The sequence below is a fragment of the Actibacterium sp. EMB200-NS6 genome (assembly GCF_001305615.1).
In the GTDB taxonomy this organism is placed as follows: domain Bacteria; phylum Pseudomonadota; class Alphaproteobacteria; order Rhodobacterales; family Rhodobacteraceae; genus Actibacterium_A; species Actibacterium_A naphthalenivorans.
On sequence record NZ_CP010869.1, the window covers coordinates 3,079,364 to 3,098,590 of the forward strand.

At 66.1% G+C, this 19,227-nt stretch carries 20 protein-coding genes and 1 other RNA gene; 13 read left to right on the forward strand and 8 right to left on the reverse strand.

The features are described 5' to 3' along the window. Nucleotides 1–236 precede the first annotated feature (236 nt). Both TQ29_RS14920 and TQ29_RS14925 read right to left on the reverse strand, forming a co-directional pair. Nucleotides 237–767 (reverse strand): flavin reductase family protein, encoded by a 531-nt coding sequence (locus TQ29_RS14920; protein WP_054539800.1) that lies wholly within the window; start codon nucleotides 765–767, stop codon nucleotides 237–239. A gap of 103 nt (nucleotides 768–870) precedes the next feature. Then, nucleotides 871–1,383, reverse strand: a complete 513-nt coding sequence (locus TQ29_RS14925) for a cytochrome c family protein (protein ID WP_054539801.1) — start codon at nucleotides 1,381–1,383, stop codon at nucleotides 871–873. Between the two features lie 116 nt (nucleotides 1,384–1,499). Between TQ29_RS14925 and TQ29_RS14930 the strand changes: the two genes are divergently transcribed. Next, nucleotides 1,500–2,333, forward strand: coding sequence for a prephenate dehydratase (locus tag TQ29_RS14930; RefSeq protein WP_054539802.1), 834 nt, complete (start codon nucleotides 1,500–1,502; stop codon nucleotides 2,331–2,333). A 6-nt stretch (nucleotides 2,334–2,339) separates the two neighbouring features. Here TQ29_RS14930 and TQ29_RS14935 read toward each other — a convergent pair whose 3' ends face one another. Continuing rightward, the gene (locus tag TQ29_RS14935) at nucleotides 2,340–2,816 is read right to left on the reverse strand and encodes an SRPBCC family protein (RefSeq protein ID WP_054539803.1); all 477 of its coding nucleotides are present in this window, start codon (nucleotides 2,814–2,816) and stop codon (nucleotides 2,340–2,342) included. Between the two features lie 36 nt (nucleotides 2,817–2,852). Further along, nucleotides 2,853–3,809, reverse strand: coding sequence for an NAD(+) diphosphatase (gene nudC / locus TQ29_RS14940; RefSeq protein ID WP_054539804.1), 957 nt, complete (start codon nucleotides 3,807–3,809; stop codon nucleotides 2,853–2,855). Between the two features lie 173 nt (nucleotides 3,810–3,982). Between nudC and TQ29_RS14945 the strand changes: the two genes are divergently transcribed. The 5 genes from TQ29_RS14945 (at nucleotide 3,983) to TQ29_RS14965 (ending at nucleotide 9,459) form a co-directional block, all read left to right on the forward strand. Beyond that, on the forward strand, nucleotides 3,983–5,965 hold the full coding sequence (locus TQ29_RS14945) for a bifunctional 2',3'-cyclic-nucleotide 2'-phosphodiesterase/3'-nucleotidase (protein ID WP_054539805.1): 1,983 nt from the start codon (nucleotides 3,983–3,985) through the stop codon (nucleotides 5,963–5,965). 81 nt (nucleotides 5,966–6,046) lie between these two features. Further along, nucleotides 6,047–6,688 carry an HAD family phosphatase gene (locus TQ29_RS14950; protein ID WP_054539806.1) on the forward strand — a complete coding sequence of 214 codons (642 nt, stop codon included), beginning with the start codon at nucleotides 6,047–6,049 and terminating at the stop codon, nucleotides 6,686–6,688. Nucleotides 6,689–6,833: 145 nt separating this feature from the next. Further along, nucleotides 6,834–7,838 (forward strand): ABC transporter substrate-binding protein, encoded by a 1,005-nt coding sequence (locus tag TQ29_RS14955; protein ID WP_054539807.1) that lies wholly within the window; start codon nucleotides 6,834–6,836, stop codon nucleotides 7,836–7,838. Between the two features lie 56 nt (nucleotides 7,839–7,894). Continuing rightward, nucleotides 7,895–8,692, forward strand: a complete 798-nt coding sequence (locus tag TQ29_RS14960) for an ABC transporter ATP-binding protein (RefSeq protein ID WP_054539808.1) — start codon at nucleotides 7,895–7,897, stop codon at nucleotides 8,690–8,692. Beyond that, nucleotides 8,692–9,459 (forward strand): ABC transporter permease, encoded by a 768-nt coding sequence (locus tag TQ29_RS14965; RefSeq protein ID WP_037209753.1) that lies wholly within the window; start codon nucleotides 8,692–8,694, stop codon nucleotides 9,457–9,459. The genes TQ29_RS14960 and TQ29_RS14965 overlap by 1 nt, the downstream gene beginning before the upstream one ends. Here TQ29_RS14965 and TQ29_RS14970 read toward each other — a convergent pair. Then, the gene (locus TQ29_RS14970; RefSeq protein ID WP_054539809.1) at nucleotides 9,399–10,412 is read right to left on the reverse strand and encodes a hypothetical protein; all 1,014 of its coding nucleotides are present in this window, start codon (nucleotides 10,410–10,412) and stop codon (nucleotides 9,399–9,401) included. The two genes, TQ29_RS14965 and TQ29_RS14970, sit on opposite strands and share 61 nt — an antisense overlap. 113 nt (nucleotides 10,413–10,525) lie before the next feature. Here TQ29_RS14970 and ffs point away from each other — a divergent pair. Further along, an RNA gene (gene ffs / locus TQ29_RS20380) (signal recognition particle sRNA small type) lies at nucleotides 10,526–10,624 on the forward strand. On the opposite strand, the gene TQ29_RS14975 is transcribed toward ffs, so the two are convergent. Beyond that, on the reverse strand, nucleotides 10,619–10,948 hold the full coding sequence (locus TQ29_RS14975) for a hypothetical protein (protein WP_054539810.1): 330 nt from the start codon (nucleotides 10,946–10,948) through the stop codon (nucleotides 10,619–10,621). The genes ffs and TQ29_RS14975 overlap by 6 nt on opposite strands. Before the next feature lie 99 nt (nucleotides 10,949–11,047). Here TQ29_RS14975 and TQ29_RS14980 point away from each other — a divergent pair, with 99 nt between their 5' ends. The 5 genes from TQ29_RS14980 to recR all read left to right on the forward strand — a co-directional run bounded on the left by TQ29_RS14980 (nucleotide 11,048) and on the right by recR (nucleotide 16,955). Beyond that, on the forward strand, nucleotides 11,048–11,962 hold the full coding sequence (locus TQ29_RS14980; RefSeq protein WP_054539811.1) for an MBL fold metallo-hydrolase: 915 nt from the start codon (nucleotides 11,048–11,050) through the stop codon (nucleotides 11,960–11,962). Nucleotides 11,963–12,136: 174 nt separating this feature from the next. Continuing rightward, nucleotides 12,137–14,173, forward strand: coding sequence for a DEAD/DEAH box helicase (locus tag TQ29_RS14985; protein WP_054539812.1), 2,037 nt, complete (start codon nucleotides 12,137–12,139; stop codon nucleotides 14,171–14,173). A gap of 75 nt (nucleotides 14,174–14,248) precedes the next feature. Continuing rightward, the gene (locus TQ29_RS14990; protein ID WP_054539813.1) at nucleotides 14,249–15,991 is read left to right on the forward strand and encodes a DNA polymerase III subunit gamma/tau; all 1,743 of its coding nucleotides are present in this window, start codon (nucleotides 14,249–14,251) and stop codon (nucleotides 15,989–15,991) included. A gap of 10 nt (nucleotides 15,992–16,001) precedes the next feature. After that, nucleotides 16,002–16,346: a YbaB/EbfC family nucleoid-associated protein gene (locus tag TQ29_RS14995; RefSeq protein ID WP_037207800.1), complete on the forward strand. Its 345-nt coding sequence runs from the start codon at nucleotides 16,002–16,004 to the stop codon at nucleotides 16,344–16,346. A 6-nt stretch (nucleotides 16,347–16,352) separates the two neighbouring features. Beyond that, a complete protein-coding gene (gene recR, locus TQ29_RS15000) occupies nucleotides 16,353–16,955 on the forward strand; it encodes a recombination mediator RecR (protein WP_054539814.1) in 603 nt (200 codons plus the stop codon). Nucleotides 16,956–17,027: 72 nt separating this feature from the next. On the opposite strand, the gene TQ29_RS15005 is transcribed toward recR, so the two are convergent. Further along, a complete protein-coding gene (locus TQ29_RS15005) occupies nucleotides 17,028–17,771 on the reverse strand; it encodes a DUF1013 domain-containing protein (protein ID WP_054539815.1) in 744 nt (247 codons plus the stop codon). A gap of 125 nt (nucleotides 17,772–17,896) precedes the next feature. On the opposite strand from TQ29_RS15005, the gene TQ29_RS15010 reads away from it, so the two are divergent. Beyond that, the gene (locus TQ29_RS15010) at nucleotides 17,897–18,526 is read left to right on the forward strand and encodes a ribonuclease T2 (RefSeq protein ID WP_054539816.1); all 630 of its coding nucleotides are present in this window, start codon (nucleotides 17,897–17,899) and stop codon (nucleotides 18,524–18,526) included. Here the strand turns inward: TQ29_RS15010 and TQ29_RS15015 are convergent. Then, nucleotides 18,523–19,134 carry a cytochrome b gene (locus TQ29_RS15015; RefSeq protein WP_054539817.1) on the reverse strand — a complete coding sequence of 204 codons (612 nt, stop codon included), beginning with the start codon at nucleotides 19,132–19,134 and terminating at the stop codon, nucleotides 18,523–18,525. The two genes, TQ29_RS15010 and TQ29_RS15015, sit on opposite strands and share 4 nt — an antisense overlap. Nucleotides 19,135–19,227: the final 93 nt, after the last annotated feature.

A 19,227-nucleotide genomic window follows, 5' to 3' on the forward strand; every position in this document is an offset into this window, starting at 1 on the left:
GGGGATGGGCGCCCCGGACAAGGGCTGTCGCGCAGGCCGTGCGGGTCTTTGTCATCAATCGCCTCCTGTTGGCCGGAACCATGAAAGATCCGTTACACGAAGCTAAGGGCCTCGTGCCCCGATGTTCAAGTTGAGATTCCGTGAGCAGGCGTGCGCACGACACAATAGTGTGGCGGCGGCGGGCACTCTCCGCGCGTTGCGGCTTTCTTCGCGGGGCCCGCGACGAAGCCCATGCGCTACGGCATCTTCGATTCAATCGAAAGCGCGGCGCCGTCCACGATGAAATTTCCGTAGCCGTGATGGTGAATCGTTTTCGGCGCGGCCTGTTGCGGGTCGGTCCATGCCTGCACGACCTCGAGGACGAACAGATTGAACTTCTGCACCAGCTGGGTATCGACCACCCTGCATTCGAGATTGGCAAAGCATTCTTCGATCAGCGGGGCCGCGACGGCCCTGCCATCGCGCGGCGTGACGGGGAAGGCCGCGAACTTGTCGATATCGCGCCCCGAACAATTGCCGATCCCGACCACCTGCTGCGCCATCTCCACCGCGGGAATGGCGATGACGCATTCCCCCGTGGCCCGCAGCGCGGTGAAACTGTGATCGGCGCTGCTGACGACACAGGCCACAAGCGGCGGTGTGAACTCCACCATCATGTGCCATGACATGGTCATGACGTTGCGGCGCCCCTCATGCGCCGTTGTCAGCAGGACAACCGGCCCCGGCTCCAGAAGCTGATAGACGTTTTCAAGCGGCAGATCGTGCATTCCGGTGCTCCTTGCTGCGCCCGCGCGGCCGGAGCCGCCCGTGCCAACGAAAAAGGGCCGCCCCCGCAGGAGCGACCCCAAACTTCAGCCCGGAACGCGCGGATCAGCCATTCGTTTCAAGAAAGGCGATCAGGTTGGCGCGATCCTCGACCTTCTTGAGGCCGGCGAAGGACATGGCCGTGCCCGGGGCGAAGGCCTTGGGGTTGGTCAGGAAGTCGTTCAGGTGCTCTGGCGTCCAGACATCGGCCACCGCCTTCAGCGCGCCCGAATAGCGGAACCCGTCGATAACGCCGACCTCACGCCCGACCACGCCGAACAGCGTCGGGCCGGTGGCGTTGGCGCCATCTTCCAGCTTGTGGCAGGCCTTGCATTTGGCGAACACTTTCTCGCCCTTGCCCGGATCGGCGCCGGCCAGAACGTCGGCAAAGGCAACCTCGACCGCCTCGGTCTCCGGCTCTCCCTCGCCGGTGTCGATCACATAGGCCTGCTCGGCGTGATCGCCGTGACCGCCACCGGTGCTGTACAGCGCCTCGGCCGCCCAGCCCCCCAGAAGGAAAATCAGCAAGGCGCCGCAGAACCCGCCGATGATTTTGGTCAAGGTCATAGTGTCGAACATGTCGCGATCCCGTTAGTCCCGAATTCGCGGATATCTATGCGCTTCCATCGCCCGGATGCAAGGTGTAGTTACCGCCTCCAGCCCCGGAGAGGCACACAGGAAACGGAAAAGACACCATGACACAACGCATCGCGTTCCAGGGAGAGCCCGGCGCCTATTCGCATCAGGCCTGCCGCGAAGCCCGCCCCGACATGCAGGCCCTGCCCTGCAAGACCTTCGAGGATGCGATCGAGGCGGTGCGCAAGGGCGATGCGGATCTGGCCATGCTGCCGGTTGAAAACTCGACCTATGGCCGGGTCGCCGACATTCATCACCTGCTGCCCGACTCTGGCCTGCACATCATCGACGAAGCCTTCGTGCGGGTTCATATCAACCTGCTGGCCGTGCCCGGCACCCGGCTGGAGCAGGTACGCACCGCCACCAGCCACACGGTTCTGCTGGGCCAGTGCCGGGCGTTCCTGCGCGAAAACGGCATCGAGGGGCGCACCGGCGCCGATACCGCCGGATCGGCCAGGATGATCGCCGCGCTGGGAGAGCCGGAAAACGCGGCGCTGGCCTCGGAGCTGGCGGGCGAGATCTACGGGCTGGACGTGGTGGCCCGCCATATCGAGGATCACGACCGCAACACCACCCGCTTTCTGGTCATGGCGCGCGAGCCCGACCTGAAGCGGCGCGGGTCGGCCGGGATGATGACGAGCTTCGTGTTCCGGGTGCGCAACATCCCCGCCGCACTTTACAAGGCGATGGGCGGCTTCGCCACCAACGGCGTGAACATGACCAAGCTGGAAAGCTATATGATCAACGGCCATTTCACCGCGACCCAGTTCTATGCCGAGATCGAGGGCCACCCCGACGATCGCAACGTCCAGCTTGCGCTGGAAGAGCTGGATTACTTCACCTCGCATGTGGGGCTTCTGGGGGTTTACCCGGCCGATCCGCGCCGCCGGTAACCGCGATCAGACGCGGTGCCGCGCGTCCGACAGACGCCCGTCAAGGTCGCGCGCGAAACGGCGTACGCCGCGTTTGAAGCGCTTGGTCAGGCTGGCCTTTGCAAGCCGCAGCGATTGCACGAACAGCCGCGCCGGAATGGTGCGCGGCTTCAGTTCGAGCTGAAGCATCATGCGGGTCTGGCGCGGCGAGAGCTGGACAAGATCCAGCGCAAGCGTGCCGACCAGCCCCGAAGAGCTCCACAGAACGATCATCGACTCGGGCGCGTCATACTGTTGCAGCTCGGCCGACAGGCGCCGCCCCTTGCCGCGAAACGTGAAGGCGCAATCCCACGCCATGCCCGGCCCGGGCGCGCCCAGCCTGTCGGTACGGCTCACCTCGGCGCCGCGCCGCAGCGCGGCACGTTCGAACGACTCAAAGTCGGACACTGCCGCGAACACCTCCGCCACGGGCGCCGCGATATCTTCACGCGTTGAAAACTTCATGGATCCAGTCGTCTGGGGTCAGCTTTCGTTTTCGCGTTAATCCAGCCGATCCGCAAGCCAGTTCCACAGCAAAAACCCCGCGATCGCACCCTTTCGCGGCGGGCGCATCCGATCGTGCCCGCCGGCAAACACCGAAACCATCTCTTCGCGGGTGATCCAGAACGCATCCTCGATCTCGGCGGGGTCGATGGCGATCTCGCGGTTCAGCGCCACGCCGCGGCAGCCGAACATCAGCGACGACGGGAACGGCCAGGGCTGCGAGGCGAGATATCCGACCGCGCCCACCCTTATGCCCGCCTCTTCAAACACTTCGCGCCGCACCGCGGCCTCCAGCGTCTCGCCCGGTTCGACGAAACCCGCCAACAGCGAATACATCCCCTCGGGCCAGCCGGGCGAGCGCCCGACCAGAACCGAATTGCCATCGGTGATCAGCATGATCGCTACCGGATCGGTGCGCGGGAAGTGGTGCCCGCCGCAGGCCGGGCAGGTGCTTTGCCAGCCCGCCATCGAAAGCTGCGACTTGGCGCCGCAGCGCGAACAGAAGGCGTGGCTCTGGTGCCAGCCCAGAATGGCCCGGGCCGTGGCCGCGAGTTCGGCATCGCGCGCACCAAGCAGCGTCATGAGCCGCCGCAGCTCTGCAAAGACATGGGTATCGGGCAGATCGGGGTGCCGTTGTTCGCTGAGGTCCGAAAACCCGCCCGGCGTGTCCGGCATCCGGGCTGGCTCCCAGTCGGACAGATCCACCGCGAATCGCGCCGCCTCGCCCTCCAGCCCCAGGAACACGGCACCGTCGCGCCGGCCCGCGACCAGCCCGTGCCCGGCCTCCAGCCAGCCCAGCGTGTCGCCGTGAAACAGCGGCTTGCCCCGCCACAGCGGCAGCACCCGGGCGCCGGGGTCGGCCCACAGCCGCGCCAGCCGGGCGGAATCGCCGCGCAGATGCGCCGCCCTGTCGAGGGCGGAGCCGCCGAATGTCACCTCTTCCGCATGTCGCATCGCATCCCTCCGCGCCTGGGCGCTGACTGCCACGGCCGAGCGGCGGGAGCAACGAAAGAAAACTCGCCTTAAAGGCGACTTGAGCCTCGCCAAGGCCGGGCCAAGCGGCTAGTGTCACCAAGCCGTCACGGTGGTATCCTACCGATAGCGCATCTCTAGCATCGGAGGCACTCATGGCCCACCATCGGACGTTGAAACTCAACCGCCGGGGGTTTCTGACCGGCTCTGTCGCGGGGGCGTCGTTGATCGCGCTTCATCCCTTTTCGGCGCGCGCCGCTGTCAATCAGGCGCATCTGCGCGTGATGGAGACGACCGATCTGCATGTGCATGTCTTCCCCTATGACTATTACTCGGACCGCGAGGTCGATACGGTCGGCCTGGCCCGCACCGCCGCGCATATCCGCGATATCCGGGCCGAGGCCACAAATTCCATGCTGCTCGACAATGGCGATTTCCTGCAGGGCAACCCGATGGGCGATTACATCGCCTACGAGCGCGGCATGAAGGAAGGCGACCTGCACCCGGTGATCAAGGCGATGAACGCGGTCGGCATCGACGCATCGACCCTGGGCAACCACGAATTCAACTACGGTCTCGATTTCCTGACGAAATCACTGGCGGGCGCGGCCTTTCCGGTGCTGTCGGCCAATGTGGTCAAGGAGGCGGGCAGCGATCCCACCCGGGATGTCACGCTGGTGAAGCCCTATGTCATCCTGAAGCGCGAGGTGACCGATGGCGCGGGCGAGACCCATGTGATCAACGTCGGGCTCATCGGCTTTGTGCCGCCGCAGATCATGAACTGGGATCGCCGCCATCTGGAGGGCAGCGTGACGACGCGCGACATCGTGGAAACCGCGCGGGCCTATGTGCCGCAGATGAAGGAGGAAGGCGCCGATATCATCATCGCGCTGTCGCATTCCGGCATCGGCTCGGCCACCCATACCGACGGGATGGAGAACGCCTCGGTGCCGCTGGCGACAGTAAACGGGATCGACGCGCTGATGACCGGGCACAGCCACCTCGTGTTCCCCTCGCCGACCTATGAAGGCTATGCCGGTGTCGATGTGGCCAAGGGCGCGATCCACGGCAAGCCCGCGGTGATGGGCGGCTTCTGGGGGTCGCATCTGGGCGTGATCGACCTGATGCTGGAGCGCGCCGGCAACGAATGGAAAGTGGTCGCCCACAGCTCCGAGGTGCGCCCGATTTCCAGACGCAACGAAGATCGTTCGATCAGCGCGCTGGTCGAAAGCGAGCAATATGTGCTTGATGCGGTCGCGCAGGAACATGCCGAAACGCTGGCCTATGTGCGCCGCGCGGTGGGCAAGACCTCGGCCCCGCTGCATTCCTATTTCGCGCTGGTCGCCGATGATCCTTCGGTTCAGATCGTTTCGATCGCGCAGAAATGGTATATTGAACAGATGATGAAAGGCACCCCGCATGAGGGGCTGCCGATCCTTTCGGCCGCGGCGCCGTTCAAGGCCGGGGGCCGGGGCGGGCCGGACTATTACACCGACGTGCCGGCGGGCGATGTGGCGATCAAGAACGTGGCCGACCTTTATCTTTACCCCAACACCGCGCGGGCCGTGCGCATCACGGGGGCGCAGGTCAGGGAGTGGCTGGAGCGATCGGCCGGGATGTTCAACCAGATCACGCCGGGCGTGGCGGATCAGGTGCTGCTGAACCCCGATTTCCCGAGCTATAATTTCGACGTGATCGACGGGGTGCAATATCAGATCGACCTCAGCCAGCCCTCGAAATACGACAGCCGGGAGGGCACGGAGATCAACGCCGGCGCGCGCCGCATCGTGAACCTGACCTATGAGGGCGCGCCGGTGGACCCGGAGGCGGAATTCATCGTCGCCACCAACAACTACCGCGCGGGCGGCGGCGGGCATTTCCCGGGCGCCGATGGCTCCACCACCGTGTTCGAGGCGCCCGATACCAACCGCGACGTGATCGTGCGCTATATCGTCGAGCAGGGCACGATCAACCCTTCGGCCGATGCCAACTGGTCTTTCGCGCCGCTGCCGGGCACCACGGTGCTGTTCGACACCGGCCCCAAGGCCGCGGCCTATGCCGACAAGGTGCCCGGCGTGAAGATCGAACCGGCGGGCGAAGGCCCCGACGGCTTTGCCCGCTTCCGCATCACGCTGTGATCCGGTAAGAGATGATCGCTGCGGCGGCCCTGACCGGGGCCGCCGCATTGCGTTGGGGAGAGGCGCGTTGCGGGGGTGCGAATGTTCGATGCGGTGATTTTTGACATGGATGGGTTGCTGCTCGATACCGAGCGCCTGGCGCTGGAAAGCGGGCTGGAGGCACTGATCGGGCTTGGCCATGACGTCGATCGCGGCTTCATGCTCTCGCTCGTGGGCATTGATGCGCAGGAGGGGCACCGCCGCCTGACCGCGCATCTGGGCGAGGACTGGGCGTTCGGCCCGTTCGACGCGGCGTGGAACACCGCCTACCGCAAGCGTCTGAGCGGTGGGATTCCGGTGAAGCCGGGGGTCGAAACCCTGCTGCTGCATCTGGACGATGCGCGAATTCCGCGCGCCGTTGCCACCAACAGCCGCACCGCCGCCGCCGAGGGCAAGCTGCATGAGGCCGGGCTGCGCGGCTGGTTCGGCCATGTCGCCGGCGTCGACAGTGTGCCGAAGCCGAAACCGGCGCCCGATGTCTATCTGTCCGCCGCCGGGGCGATCGGGGCCCGGCCCGAACGCTGCCTTGCCTTCGAGGACAGCGACACCGGCGTGCGCGCAGCGCTGGCCGCCGGCATGACCGTGGTGCAGGTGCCCGACCTGCTGCCCTCGTCCGAAAACCGGGCCCATCACACCGCCGAATCCCTTCTTGAGGGCGCGCGCGCCTGCGGCCTGATCCCATAGCCTGCGTAATTTATTTGCGGTTGATGGTCATTTGACCAACAAATAATCAAACATGCGCCAAATTGCGGCTGCAACGGCCCGCCCCCTCGCGCTGGCGCGCGGCAGGGGGCAGCTTTGCACCGGACTTCACGCAAGGACGATTCATATGCTGCAAAAATCAATGGCAACGCTCGCCGCGCTGGCCCTTGGCGCGACCGCCGCCCTGGCGGACACCAAAGTGCCCTTTGCGCTGGACTGGAAATTCGAAGGCCCCGCCGCCCCCTATTTCGCCGCCGCCGACAATGGCTATTTCGCCGAGGCCGGGATCGAGGTGGAAATCGCCGCCGGGCAGGGTTCGCTCGATGCGATCCCGAAAGTGGCCACCGGCGCCTATCCGGTCGGGTTCGCCGACATCAACTCGCTGGTCAAGTTTCTGGATCAGAACCCCGGCGCGCCGGTGATCGCGGTGATGATGACCTACGACAAGCCGCCCTTCGCCGTGATCGGCCGCAAATCGCTGGGCATCGAAACGCCTGAGGATCTGGAAGGCAAGATCCTGGGCGCCCCGCCCCCCGATGGCGCATGGGCGCAGTTCCCGGTTTTTGCCGGCGCCAACGGGCTGGACATGAGCAAGATCACGGTCGAGCCCGTGGGCTTTCCGACCCGCGAGCCGATGCTGGCCGAGGGCAAGGTGGACGCCGTGACCGGCTATGCCTTCTCCTCCGTTCTCAATCTCGGGCGTCTGGGCGTGCCGGAAGAAGACGTGAGCACCATCCTGATGGCCGATTACGGCCTTGCGCTTTATGGCAACGCGGTCATCGTCAACACCGATTTCGCCGCCGCCAATCCCGATCTGGTCAAGGGCTTCCTGGCCGCCATCGCCAAGGGCTGGACAGATGCGATCGCCGACCCTAAGGCCGGCGCCGAAATGGTGCTCAAGCGCAACCCGGCCGCCGATCTGGCGCTGGAAACCCGCCGCTTGCAGCTGGTGATCGAGACCAATGTCGTCACCGATTACACGCTGGCAAACGGCATGGGCAATATCGATCCGGCGCGCATGGAAAAGGCGCTGGAGCAGATCGCCGAAACCTATGAGTTCAAGACCGCGCCGGACGCATCGCTCTACTTCACCGATGCCTATCTGCCGGAAGGCAACTTCCCGCTGAACTGAGGCAATCCCGTGCCGCGGGCGGCTTTGGCTGCCCGCGCCGCAACCCGCGTGACCCCATGACCAAGCTTATCGACATCAAGGGCGTCACCCACGCCTACAAGACGGCATCCGGTCCGCTGCCGGTGCTGCGCGATCTCAACATCGCCGTGCCCGAGGGCGCGTTCACCGCCGTCGTCGGCCCGTCGGGCTGTGGCAAATCCACCCTCACCCGGCTGATCGCGGGGCTGATGCACCCCGACCGGGGCGAGGTCTGGCTGGACGGCGAGCGGGTGAAATCGCCACGCAGGACGGTGGGCATGGCGTTTCAGAACCCGGTGCTGCTGGAATGGCGCACGATCCTGCAAAACGTCATCCTGCCGCTGGAAATCGTCGCCCCCACGATGCCGAAGGCAAGGCGGATCGCCCGTGCCGAGGAGCTGCTGGCGCTCGTCGGCCTGTCCGGCTTCGAGGACAAGCGCCCGTCGGAGCTTTCGGGCGGGATGCGCCAGCGCGCCTCGTTGTGCCGGGCCATCGTGCACCGGCCCGACGTGCTGATCCTGGACGAGCCCTTCGGCGCGCTGGATGCCTTTACCCGCGAAGATCTGTGGCAGACCATGCACGCGCTGCGGGCCGAAGAGCCCTTTACCTCGCTGCTGATCACCCATGACCTGCGCGAGAGCGTGTTTCTGGCCGACGAGGTTGTGGTGCTGTCGGGGCGGCCGGCCACCACGCAATATGTGCTGGATGTCGATCTGCCCGGCCCCCGCGAGCTGGAGGTTCTCTACACACCGAAGGCGGTAGACTATCTGGCCACGCTGCGCCGCCAGATCCAGATCGCGCAGGGCCGCGCCCCGGCCAGCCAGGGGGCCGCGTGATGCGCCGCAACCTGGGCCGGATCGCCGTGCCGCTGATCGCCGTCGCGCTGTTTCTGGCGTTCTGGGAATGGATCGTCTGGGTCAACGGCTGGCCCAATTACAAGATGGCCTCGCCTTCGGATATCGTGCCGGCCTTCTGGAAATTCCGCGGCTTGTTCTTCGAATACGGCTGGCAGACGCTGTGGCGCACCGTGGTCGGGCTGTTGCTGGCGGTTGTGGTTGGCACGTTTCTGGGCATGATCATGGGGTTTTCGCGGCTGATGCGCGATGCGCTTTATCCGCTGCTGGTGGGGTTCAACGCCATCCCCAAGGCCACCGTGGTGCCCATACTGGCGCTGATGTTCGTGGGCCAGCATAACCTGAACACGATCCTGATCGCCTTCATGATCTCGTTCTTTCCGATCGCGGTGTCGGTCTCTATCGGCCTGTCGACGCTGGAGCCGGAATACCGCGACATCCTGCGCTCGCTCGGCGCGTCGCAATTCACCGTGTTCCGCAAGATCGCCCTGCCCAAGACCCTGCCGGAGTTTTTCGGCGCGCTGAAAGTGGCGGTGACGCTGGCCTTCATCGGCACCAACCTGATGGAGATCGTCTCGCCCCATGGCCGGGGGCTGGGCGCGCTGTTCGATTCGGGCAAGATCAGCGCCGACTATCCGCTGATGTTCGCGGTTCTGCTGGCGCTCGCCTTCCTGGGGATCGTGCTCTACTACATCGTCGTCGTGCTGGAGAAGATCTTTGCCGGCTGGGCCGAACGCGCACCCGGCTGATCCGTCTCGCGGGCGAGCAGGGCGGGCAGGTCCATATGCAGCGGCAGCGCCGGGTTCAGGTGATGCCCGGCCCCCGGGATCAGCGCGAAATGCGCGCCGAGGGATGAATTGAGCCACCCGAACATGTCGAGCGCGCCAAGATACTGATCCACGTTGCGAAACGCCGACGGCACCGGAACCACCGTGCCGACCATGGTGATGCGGGCATTCCGAACCCTTTCGATGGGGGCTTCATCCCCGCTGATCACCAGCGCGTTCAGCGCCGCCGCGATGGCCAGGCAACCCTTGCTGTGGCCGGTGATCGAGCGGATCTCGCGATCCGGGTCCAGCAGGATCTCGAGCAGCGTCTGGGAATCGTCGCGCCCCTTGACCGCGTCGATCGCCTCGCGCAGCCGGGGGCTGGGCGACAGCCGTGCGGCAAGATGCTGTTCCATCACGGTGGGAATCAGGCTGTGATAGGTGTGCATCACCCGGTTGGCGAGGCTCAGGAAACACCAGCCGCCCACCGCCTCGGCCAGCAGATCGGCAACCCCGTTGCCCGCGACGATCGCCCCCACCGGCTCGCCGTAATGGTTGGCGATGGAGCGCGCGAAGGCGGCGGCGCCGATATCGGTACTGCCGACGCCGGCGATGGCGAACCGGTTCAGCACGCACCCCCGCTCGGCGCAGAGCGCGTCATGATCCTTCAGCCTGCGCACCCCCAGATCGCCCATCTCGCCCTCGGGCCAGACGCTCAGAATCGCGCCCTCGGGGCTGGCTTCCTTCAGCAGCCAGGCAAGCTCGGCCCCGGTCAGCCCGGCGACGTCGTAGAACAGGTTGTCGAAAACCGAGTTCCGCTTTTCGCGAAACACCCGCACCGGCGCGGTACCGCCGGCCAGCTGTTCATGCAACGCGACAAGCATCGGCGGCGGGGGCGGAACGGCGGCGAGCATCGCCTCTTCGAAAGATTTCATGGGGGTCCTCGTGCGGCAAGGAAGGTTCGGGCCGGAGCCTAGCGCATGGCGCCCCCCGTGTCAGCCGCCGGCGGGGCCTTGCAAACCCGGGCCACGGCGCCTAAGTATCGCCCCGAGAGGTTGGCGCGGGCAGGCGCCTCGCCAACCCGGTCAGGTCCGGAAGGAAGCAGCCGTAACGAGCCCCGCTTGGGTCGTTGTCCAGCCTCTCACCCCATCCCCCGAAGTTGCGACCAGAGCGTGAGCGTGACCAGCCCCGCCACCATGAGCAGGGCCAGCGCCATCGGAAACAGGCGGATCCGGGCCAGGGCCGTTCCCGCCGGCAGGCCGCGCCCCGCCCTGAAGACGGCAAAGGCCAGCAGTGCCGCGAGCACCTGCCAGCCGAGGAACCCCGACACGCGGTTCAGCCCGCGGGTGAACCCGTCGCCCAGCGGCGGCGTGGTTTGATAGACCCACAGCGAATAGCTGAAAACGCCCGCCCAGAGGGCCAGCGCCAGCCAGAAGCCCCAGGCGGGGCGGGTGCCGTGTTTCACACTCATGCCGCCACCCTAGCACAGCGCCCTGCCCGGTGCGACATCGCCGAGCTGTGCAGCCGCCGCTTCGCGCCCTAAGCTGGCCGGGTCATCTGGGAGGAGACCATGCGTATCATCCTGGCCATTCTGGCCCTGTCGGCCGCCGCCACGCTTGCCCGGGCCGAGGCCCCGCTTGCCGTCAGCCATGTGGCGGAAAACGCCTATGCCATCATCGGCCCCTTCGGCCAGCGCGATCCCGAAAACCTGGGCAACAACGCCAGTTTCGGGCTGATCGTCACCGAGGACGGCGCCGTGCTGATCGATGCGGGCGGCACCCGCGCCGGGGCCATGGCGCTGCACGCGGCGGTGAAAACCGTGACCGATCAGCCGGTGCGCTTTGTCATCAACACCGGCGGGCAGGATCACCGCTGGCTGGGCAACGCCTATTGGAAGGCACAAGGGGCGCGCGTCATCGCCTCGCAAGACGCGGTGGCCGATCAGACCGCCCGCGCCTCGATGCAGCTCGGTGCTTTGTCGCAACTGGTGGGCGACGCCACGGCGGGCACGGAACCCGCCTATGCCGACATCACCTTTGCCGACGACTATACTCTGGCCCTTGGCGGCACCACGCTGCGGATCATTCATCCCGGCGCCGCCCATACGCCCGGCGACAGTTTCGCCTGGCTGCCCCGTGCCTCTGTCATGTTCACCGGCGATATCGTTTATGTCGGGCGCATCCTGGGGGTGATGGAATTCTCGTCCTCGGCCGCGTGGGTCGAGAGTTTCGCGGCGATGGCCGCCTATCAGCCCGCCCATATCGTGCCCGGCCACGGCCCCGCCACCGACCTGCCCACGGCAACGCGTGACACATATGACTATCTGGTCAACCTGCGCAGCCAGATCGCGCGGCATATCGAGGGCGGCGGCGACATCATCGGCGCGGTGGCGGTGGATCAACAGGCGTTTTCCTATCTGCTGGATTTCGACATGCTGTCGCGGCGCAACGCGCAGGAGGTGTTCAGCCAGATGGAATGGGAATAGCCGCGCATCACCGGCCTGGGCGCGAGAACCTCCTATACATTTTCGCCCAATGGCCTTATGTGCCTCCCTTCCCCGTCCGTTTCCCCGGCGCACGTACGGGCATTTGTGCCCCGCCGAAAACAGCGGCGGCGCCCATTGCCCCCGGACGACGCCCCCGAAAGAGATAGTTCCGCCGTGATCCAAACCCTTGCCGATGCCCTCGAGAAACGCGGTTACAACAGCCTGACCCCGGTGCAACAGGCCGTGACCGACCCCGCGCTGGAGGCCGCCGATCTGCTGGTCTCGGCCCAGACCGGATCGGGCAAGACGGTGGGCTTCGGCCTGGCCATCGCGCCCACCCTGCTGGGCGGGGCCGAGCAGTTCGGCCCGGCGGGCATGCCGCTGGCGCTGATCATCGCGCCGACCCGTGAGCTGGCGCTGCAGGTCAAGCGCGAACTGGCCTGGCTCTACGAACAGACCGGCGCGGTCGTCACCTCCTGCGTGGGCGGGATGGACATGCGCGACGAACGCCGCGCGCTGGAACGGGGGGCGCATGTCGTCGTGGCAACCCCCGGCCGCCTGCGCGACCATATCACGCGCGGATCGCTGGACATGTCGGGCCTGCGCGCCGTGGTGCTGGACGAGGCGGACGAGATGCTGGATCTGGGCTTTCGCGAGGACCTGGAGTTTATCCTGGGCGAGGCGCCGGAAACCCGGCGCACGCTGTTGTTTTCGGCAACCGTGCCGCGCGCCATCGCCACGCTGGCGCAGAACTATCAGAAGGACGCGGTGCGCGTCAGCACGACCGCCGAGAAGACCCAGCATGCCGATATCGAATATCGCGCGCTGAACGTTTCGCCGCGCGATGCCGAGAATGCCATCATCAATGTTCTGCGGTTCTACGAGGCGCAGAACGCCATCGTCTTTTGCAACACCCGCGCCATGGTCAACCGGCTGACCACGCGGTTTTCCAACCGGGGCTTTTCGGTGGTGGCCCTTTCGGGCGAGCTGTCGCAGAACGAACGTTCGCACGCGCTGCAGGCGATGCGCGACGGGCGGGCGCGGGTCTGCGTGGCCACCGATGTGGCCGCCCGTGGCATCGACCTGCCGAACCTCGAACTGGTGATCCATGCCGAGCTGCCGTCGAATTTCGAAACGCTGCTGCACCGTTCGGGCCGCACCGGCCGCGCCGGGCGCAAGGGCGTCAGCGCGCTGATCGTGCCGGGCCGCGCCCGCGCCAAGGCGGAGCGGTTGCTGAAGATGGCGAAGGTTGCCGCCGAATGGGGCGATGCGCCCTCTGCCGAAGCGGTGCTGGCACGCGACGAAGAGCGCCTGCTGGCCGATCCGATCTGGGCCGAGCCGATCGCCGACAGCGCGCGCGCCCTTGTCGACACGCTTGTGGCCCTGCACAGCCCCGAACAGATCGCCGCGGCCTATGTCCGCCTCTCTCAAAGCCGCCAGTCGGCCCCCGAAGAACTGGCCGCCCCGGACGCCCCGCGCGAAACCCGCGTGCGCGAACCCTTCGGGCCCAGCACGTGGTTCTCCGTCTCTGTCGGGCGCAACCAGAAGGCCGAGGCGCGCTGGCTGTTGCCGATGCTGTGCCGGGCCGGGAACATCACCAAGGAAGATATCGGCGCGATCCGCATTCAGCCCGATGAAACCTTCGTCGAGATCCGGGAAAGCAGCGCCGCCGCCTTTCTGGCCGTCATCGGCCCCGGGGGCAAGCTGGAGGATGGCGCCGCGCTGAAGCGGCTCGATACCGCGCCCGATCTGGCCCGCGCCCCCCGCCCCGCCCCGCGCGACCGCAAACCGCCCCGCGGAACGGACCGGCCCGAACGCGCGCCGAAGCCGCGCCACAGCAAGCCCGAGGCCGCCCCGGACGCGCCGCGCTGGGAACCCGACCAGACCCCGCCCGAGGGGATCGTGGCGCCGCCGCCAAAGCCGCGCCACCGCCCCGAGGCCCCCGGCCCCGCGCCGAAGCCGCGCGGCAAGGACAAGCCCCAGCGCAAACCCGAGGCGAAACCGGCCACCCCGAAGCCGCCCGCGAAATCCGCGCCGGCAAAACCGCCCGCGAAGCGCTTCAAGGGAGATCCGACCGATCTTTCGAAGCGCTTCAGCCCCGATGGCAAACCGGCGAAAAGCGGCAGGCGCGCCGCTGCCGCCCCGGGCAAACCGCGCGTGGCCAAGGGCGGCAACGCCACCCCCAAGCGCGGCAAGCCGAAGCCGCGCTGACCGGGCGCGTCGCGGCGCTGGACGCGGGAACGGCCAGCGCCTACTCTGCGCCTTGCATCGAATCCGAGAGGGCCCATGTCCGATACGCCTGACACCGGCTACCAGGTGCTCGCCCGCAAATACCGCCCTGCCACCTTCGCCGATCTGATCGGGCAGGAGGCGATGGTGCGCACCCTGCGCAACGCCTTTGCCGCCGATCGTATCGCGCAGGCCTTCATCATGACCGGCATTCGCGGTACCGGCAAAACCACCACGGCGCGGATCATCTCCAAGGGGATGAACTGCATCGGGTCGGATGGCACCGGCGGCCCCACGACCGATCCCTGCGGGGTATGCGAACATTGCGTGGCCATCGCCGAGGGCCGCCATGTGGATGTGATGGAGATGGACGCGGCCAGCCGCACCGGCGTGGGCGACATCCGCGAGATCATCGATTCCGTGCACTACCGGGCGGCCTCGGCACGCTACAAGATCTACATCATCGACGAGGTTCACATGCTCTCGACCAGCGCGTTCAACGCGCTGCTCAAGACGCTGGAAGAGCCCCCCGCCCACGTCAAATTCATCTTCGCCACCACCGAAATCCGCAAGGTGCCGGTCACTGTCCTGTCACGCTGTCAGCGGTTCGATCTGCGCCGGATCGAGCCCGAGGTGATGATCGCCCATCTGCAGGGCATCGCCGCGAAGGAGAACGCCCAGATCGCCGAAGACGCGCTGGCGCTGATCACGCGGGCCGCCGAAGGGTCGGTCCGCGATGCGATGAGCCTGCTGGATCAGGCGATCTCCCACGGCGCCGGTGAAACCACCGCCGAGCAGGTCCGCGCCATGCTGGGCCTGGCCGACCGGGGCCGGGTGCTGGACCTGTTCGACATGATCATGGCCGGCGACGCGGCCGGCGCGCTGAACGAGCTGTCGGCGCAATATGCCGATGGCGCCGATCCGATGGCGGTGCTGCGCGATCTGGCCGAGATCACCCATTGGGTGAGCGTGATCAAGATCACCCCCGATGCGGCCGAAGACCCGACCATCGGCCCCGACGAGCGCGCGCGCGGGCTGGCCATGGCCGAGAAGCTGCCGATGCGGGCGATGACGCGGATGTGGCAGATGCTGCTGAAAGCGCTGGAAGAGGTGGCGCAGGCCCCCAACGCGATGATGGCCGCCGAGATGGCGGTGATCCGGCTGACCCATGTCTCGACCCTGCCCGCGCCCGAGGATCTGTTGCGCCGGTTGCAGGACGGCCCGCCGCCGCCCGGCCCCGGCCCCGCCGCACCCGCGCCCGCCCCGCAGCAGGGCGGCGCCACGGCCCTTTCCGGGGGGCGGGTCCCGGCCTCTTCGGGCGGTGGCCCGGTCGCCGCGCTGGCGCAGGCACCCGAAAACGCGCTGGCCCGGTTCGCCCGGTTCGATCAGGTGGTGGCGCTGATCCGCGCCAACCGCGACATGGTGCTGCTGGTCGAGGTGGAAACCACCCTGCGCCTTGTCAGCTATGCCCCCGGCCGGATCGAGTTCGAACCCACCGCCGACGCCCCGCGCGATCTGGCCGCGCGGCTGGGCAGCCGCCTTCAGGCCTGGACCGGCGCCCGCTGGGCGGTGTCGGTCACCGGTACCGGCGGCGGCGCCACCATCGACGAAGAGCGCAACGCCGACAGGCTGGCGCTGGAGGCGCAGGCGAAGGAACACCCGCTGGTGCAGGCCGTTCTGCTGGCCTTTCCCGACGCGAAGATCACCGATATCAAAACCCCTGACGCCCTCGCCGAGGCCGCCGCCGCAGAGGCGCTGCCCGAGGTCGAGGATGAATGGGACCCTTTCGAGGAAGAGTGAGGAGAGAACAATGTTCAAAGGACTCGGCGGGCTTGGCGATATGACCAAGATGATGAAAGCCGCCCAGGAAATGCAGACCAAGATGGCGACGATGCAGGAAGACCTGCACAGCATCCATGTGATCGGCGAAAGCGGGGCCGGGCTGGTCAAGGCCGTGGCCACCGCCAAGGGCGAGCTGCTGAGCCTGGACATCGACCCATCGATCTTTTCGGGCGATGACAAGGAGGTGGTCGAAGACCTGATCCTGGCCGCCGTGAAAGACGCCCAGTCCAAGGCCAGCGACCGCGCCAAGGAAGAGATGGGCAAGATCACCGAAGCGCTCGGCCTGCCGGCGGACATGAAGCTTCCGTTCTGACCGCGCATGACAGATAACGCCACCCGCGACATCGAAGAGCTGATCGGGATGATGGCCCGTCTGCCGGGGCTCGGGCCCCGGTCGGCGCGGCGCGCGGTGCTGCATCTGATCAAGAAGCGCGCGCTGTTGATGATGCCGCTGGCCGAAGCCATGCAGCAGGTCGCCGCCACCGCGCGCGAGTGTCTGGCCTGCGGCAACATCGGCACCAGTGACATCTGCGACATCTGCAGCAGCGAAAAACGCGCCACCGGCGAGATTTGCGTGGTCGAGGATGTGGCCGACCTGTGGGCGATGGAACGCGGCGCGTCATTCCGCGGGCGCTATCACGTGCTGGGCGGCACCCTTTCCGCGCTGGATGCCATCGGCCCCGAGGAATTGCGCATCCCCAAACTGCTCGACAGGGTGCGCGCCGAGGGCGTGACCGAGGTGATCCTTGCGCTGAACGCCACGGTGGATGGCCAGACCACCGCCCATTACATCGCCGAACAGCTCGAGGGCACGGGGGTTTCCGTCACCTCTCTGGCGCAGGGTGTTCCGATCGGCGGAGAGCTGGACTATCTCGACGATGGCACCATCACCGCCGCGCTGAAGGCGCGCAAGCGGTTCTGACCCGACCGGATGTGAAAAAGGCCCCGCCAGACGGCCGGGCCTTTGTGTTAACGGCGGGCGAAAACGAGGATATCAATCCTCGTCTTCATCCTCGTCATTGTCGGGCAGGTTGAAGAAGCTGTCGGCGTCCGGCACCGGCTCTTCCTTCTCGTCCTCGGCGTCGTTGGAGAGCGAGAATGTCTCGAGCCCGGAAATCGCGGTGGGCAGCTTCGGCTCGGGCTCCATGCCCAGCGACTGTTCGGTCGAGACCAGCTTGCGCCGCTCGTCATCGCTCATCACTGCGCCTTCGGCGGCCTTCTTGGCGGCGGCCTTTTGCACAATCGCATCCAGTTCGGACTGTTTGCACAGGCCCAGCGCCACCGGGTCGATCGGCTGGATGTTGGCGATGTTCCAATGGGTGCGCTCGCGGATCGCCTGGATCGTCGGCTTGGTCGTGCCCACCAGCTTGGAGATCTGGCCATCGCTCAGTTCGGGGTGGAATTTCACCAGCCACAGGATCGAGGCCGGGCGGTCCTGCCGCTTGGACAGCGGCGTATAACGCGGCCCGCGGCGCTTTTCCTCGCCCACGGCCGAGGGGTTGAACTTCAGCCGCAGGTTATGGGCCGGGTCCGCCTCGGCCTTGTCGATCTCTTCCTGCACGAGCTGATTGTTGGCGATCGGGTCAAAGCCCTTCACCCCGGCCGCGACATCGCCATCGGCGATGCCCTGCACCTCGAGCTCATGCAGACCGCAGAATTCGGCGATCTGCCGGAAGGTCAGCGTTGTGTTATCCACCAGCCACACGGCAGTGGCCTTCGCCATGATCGGTTTGTCCATGGGCCTACTCCTTTACACAAATCTCTCCCGCGCCGGGAAAACGGCTGGTCCGGCTGGACCTTATCCTCGTTTTCGGGGAGGTTTGGCCCGTATATAGTCACCCCTGCCCGCGGAGAAAAGAGAAAATGCGCTGGTTTGTCATCCTGCTGCTTTCGGTGCGGCTGGCCCATGCCGATGGCGAACGCGCCGGCGCGTTCGACTATTACGTGCTGTCGCTTTCATGGTCGCCCACGTGGTGCGCGCTGGAGGGGGATGCGCGCAGTTCACCGCAATGTGATCCAGAGCGGGATTTCGGCTGGGTGCTGCACGGGCTCTGGCCGCAATATGAAGCGGGCTGGCCCTCTTACTGCCGCACCGCGCAGCGCGACCCGTCGCGCGCGCAGACCGCCGCGATGGCCGACATCATGGGAACGCCTGGGCTTGCCTGGTATCAGTGGAAAAAGCATGGCCGCTGTTCCGGCCTTTCTGCGAGCGATTATTTCGCCACCGCCCGCAGCGCCTACGAGGCCGTCACCCGGCCCGAGGTGTTCCGCAAGCTGACAAAGCCCGTAAAGCTGCCCGCCTCGGTGGTCGAAGAGGCATTCCTGCAGGCCAATCCGGGCTGGCAGGCCGATATGGTGACGATCACTTGCAAAGCCGGGCGGATACAGGAAGCGCGGGTCTGCCTGACCCGCGATCTGAAGATCCGCACCTGCGGCAGCGACGTGGTAAACGATTGCCGGATGACAGACGCGTTGCTGGAGAAAATACCCTAACGCTCTGGCCGGCGCAGCAAGGGCAACATCCGCGATAGCACCGCATCGCGCCGCACAAGGTGATGGAACAGCGCCGCTGCCGCGTGAATGACCACAAAAACCCAGACGACCGCCTTGCCAAGAAAATGATGAAGAGCATCGACAGGCTTCTCAAATTCTTCCCATGTCAGACCCAGCGTTTCAGTTACCATGATGGTGTAGAGCGCGGTCTCGGAGAACTGGGGCAAACCGAACTGATCCAAGGGAAACGCCGGAGCACGCAAGCCGATATAGCCGGTGATCGGCATCAGGATCATGAATATGTACAATGCGACATGTACGGCTTTTGCGGCGAAGACCTCAATCTTGGCGCCGGGCACATGCGGCGGCGGTGGCGAGACGCGGCGCCAAATCAGTCGCAGGATGGCAATCAGCAAAATAGAGAAACCCGCGAATGTATGCGTGCGGATCCCGAACAGATTTTCGGGGGTTCCAAGTTCGGTGAACCAAATGCGGTAGTAGACCGCCACATAGGCCACAATGAACAAGAATGCCGTCAGCCAGTGAAACAGAATAGCAAGCCCGCTATAGCGCTGCTCGGCTGTTGAAGGGGTGGCCTGTGTGCACATTCAGTATGTCCTGTACTATGCGGCAGCTTGCGCGAAGAATAGAGACCGGATACTTCAAGTTTAGGAAACGATACCGTTTTCAAAATGTCAACG

Coding starts and splice junctions, on each gene's coding strand:
- TQ29_RS14920 (WP_054539800.1), bottom strand. CDS start 767: ATGCACGATCTGCCGCTTGAAAACGTCTATCAGCTTCTGGAGCCGGGG.
- TQ29_RS14925 (WP_054539801.1), bottom strand. CDS start 1,383: ATGTTCGACACTATGACCTTGACCAAAATCATCGGCGGGTTCTGCGGC.
- TQ29_RS14930 (WP_054539802.1), top strand. CDS start 1,500: ATGACACAACGCATCGCGTTCCAGGGAGAGCCCGGCGCCTATTCGCAT.
- TQ29_RS14935 (WP_054539803.1), bottom strand. CDS start 2,816: ATGAAGTTTTCAACGCGTGAAGATATCGCGGCGCCCGTGGCGGAGGTG.
- nudC (WP_054539804.1), bottom strand. CDS start 3,809: ATGCGACATGCGGAAGAGGTGACATTCGGCGGCTCCGCCCTCGACAGG.
- TQ29_RS14945 (WP_054539805.1), top strand. CDS start 3,983: ATGGCCCACCATCGGACGTTGAAACTCAACCGCCGGGGGTTTCTGACC.
- TQ29_RS14950 (WP_054539806.1), top strand. CDS start 6,047: ATGTTCGATGCGGTGATTTTTGACATGGATGGGTTGCTGCTCGATACC.
- TQ29_RS14955 (WP_054539807.1), top strand. CDS start 6,834: ATGCTGCAAAAATCAATGGCAACGCTCGCCGCGCTGGCCCTTGGCGCG.
- TQ29_RS14960 (WP_054539808.1), top strand. CDS start 7,895: ATGACCAAGCTTATCGACATCAAGGGCGTCACCCACGCCTACAAGACG.
- TQ29_RS14965 (WP_037209753.1), top strand. CDS start 8,692: ATGCGCCGCAACCTGGGCCGGATCGCCGTGCCGCTGATCGCCGTCGCG.
- TQ29_RS14970 (WP_054539809.1), bottom strand. CDS start 10,412: ATGAAATCTTTCGAAGAGGCGATGCTCGCCGCCGTTCCGCCCCCGCCG.
- TQ29_RS14975 (WP_054539810.1), bottom strand. CDS start 10,948: ATGAGTGTGAAACACGGCACCCGCCCCGCCTGGGGCTTCTGGCTGGCG.
- TQ29_RS14980 (WP_054539811.1), top strand. CDS start 11,048: ATGCGTATCATCCTGGCCATTCTGGCCCTGTCGGCCGCCGCCACGCTT.
- TQ29_RS14990 (WP_054539813.1), top strand. CDS start 14,249: ATGTCCGATACGCCTGACACCGGCTACCAGGTGCTCGCCCGCAAATAC.
- TQ29_RS14995 (WP_037207800.1), top strand. CDS start 16,002: ATGTTCAAAGGACTCGGCGGGCTTGGCGATATGACCAAGATGATGAAA.
- recR (WP_054539814.1), top strand. CDS start 16,353: ATGACAGATAACGCCACCCGCGACATCGAAGAGCTGATCGGGATGATG.
- TQ29_RS15005 (WP_054539815.1), bottom strand. CDS start 17,771: ATGGACAAACCGATCATGGCGAAGGCCACTGCCGTGTGGCTGGTGGAT.
- TQ29_RS15010 (WP_054539816.1), top strand. CDS start 17,897: ATGCGCTGGTTTGTCATCCTGCTGCTTTCGGTGCGGCTGGCCCATGCC.
- TQ29_RS15015 (WP_054539817.1), bottom strand. CDS start 19,134: ATGTGCACACAGGCCACCCCTTCAACAGCCGAGCAGCGCTATAGCGGG.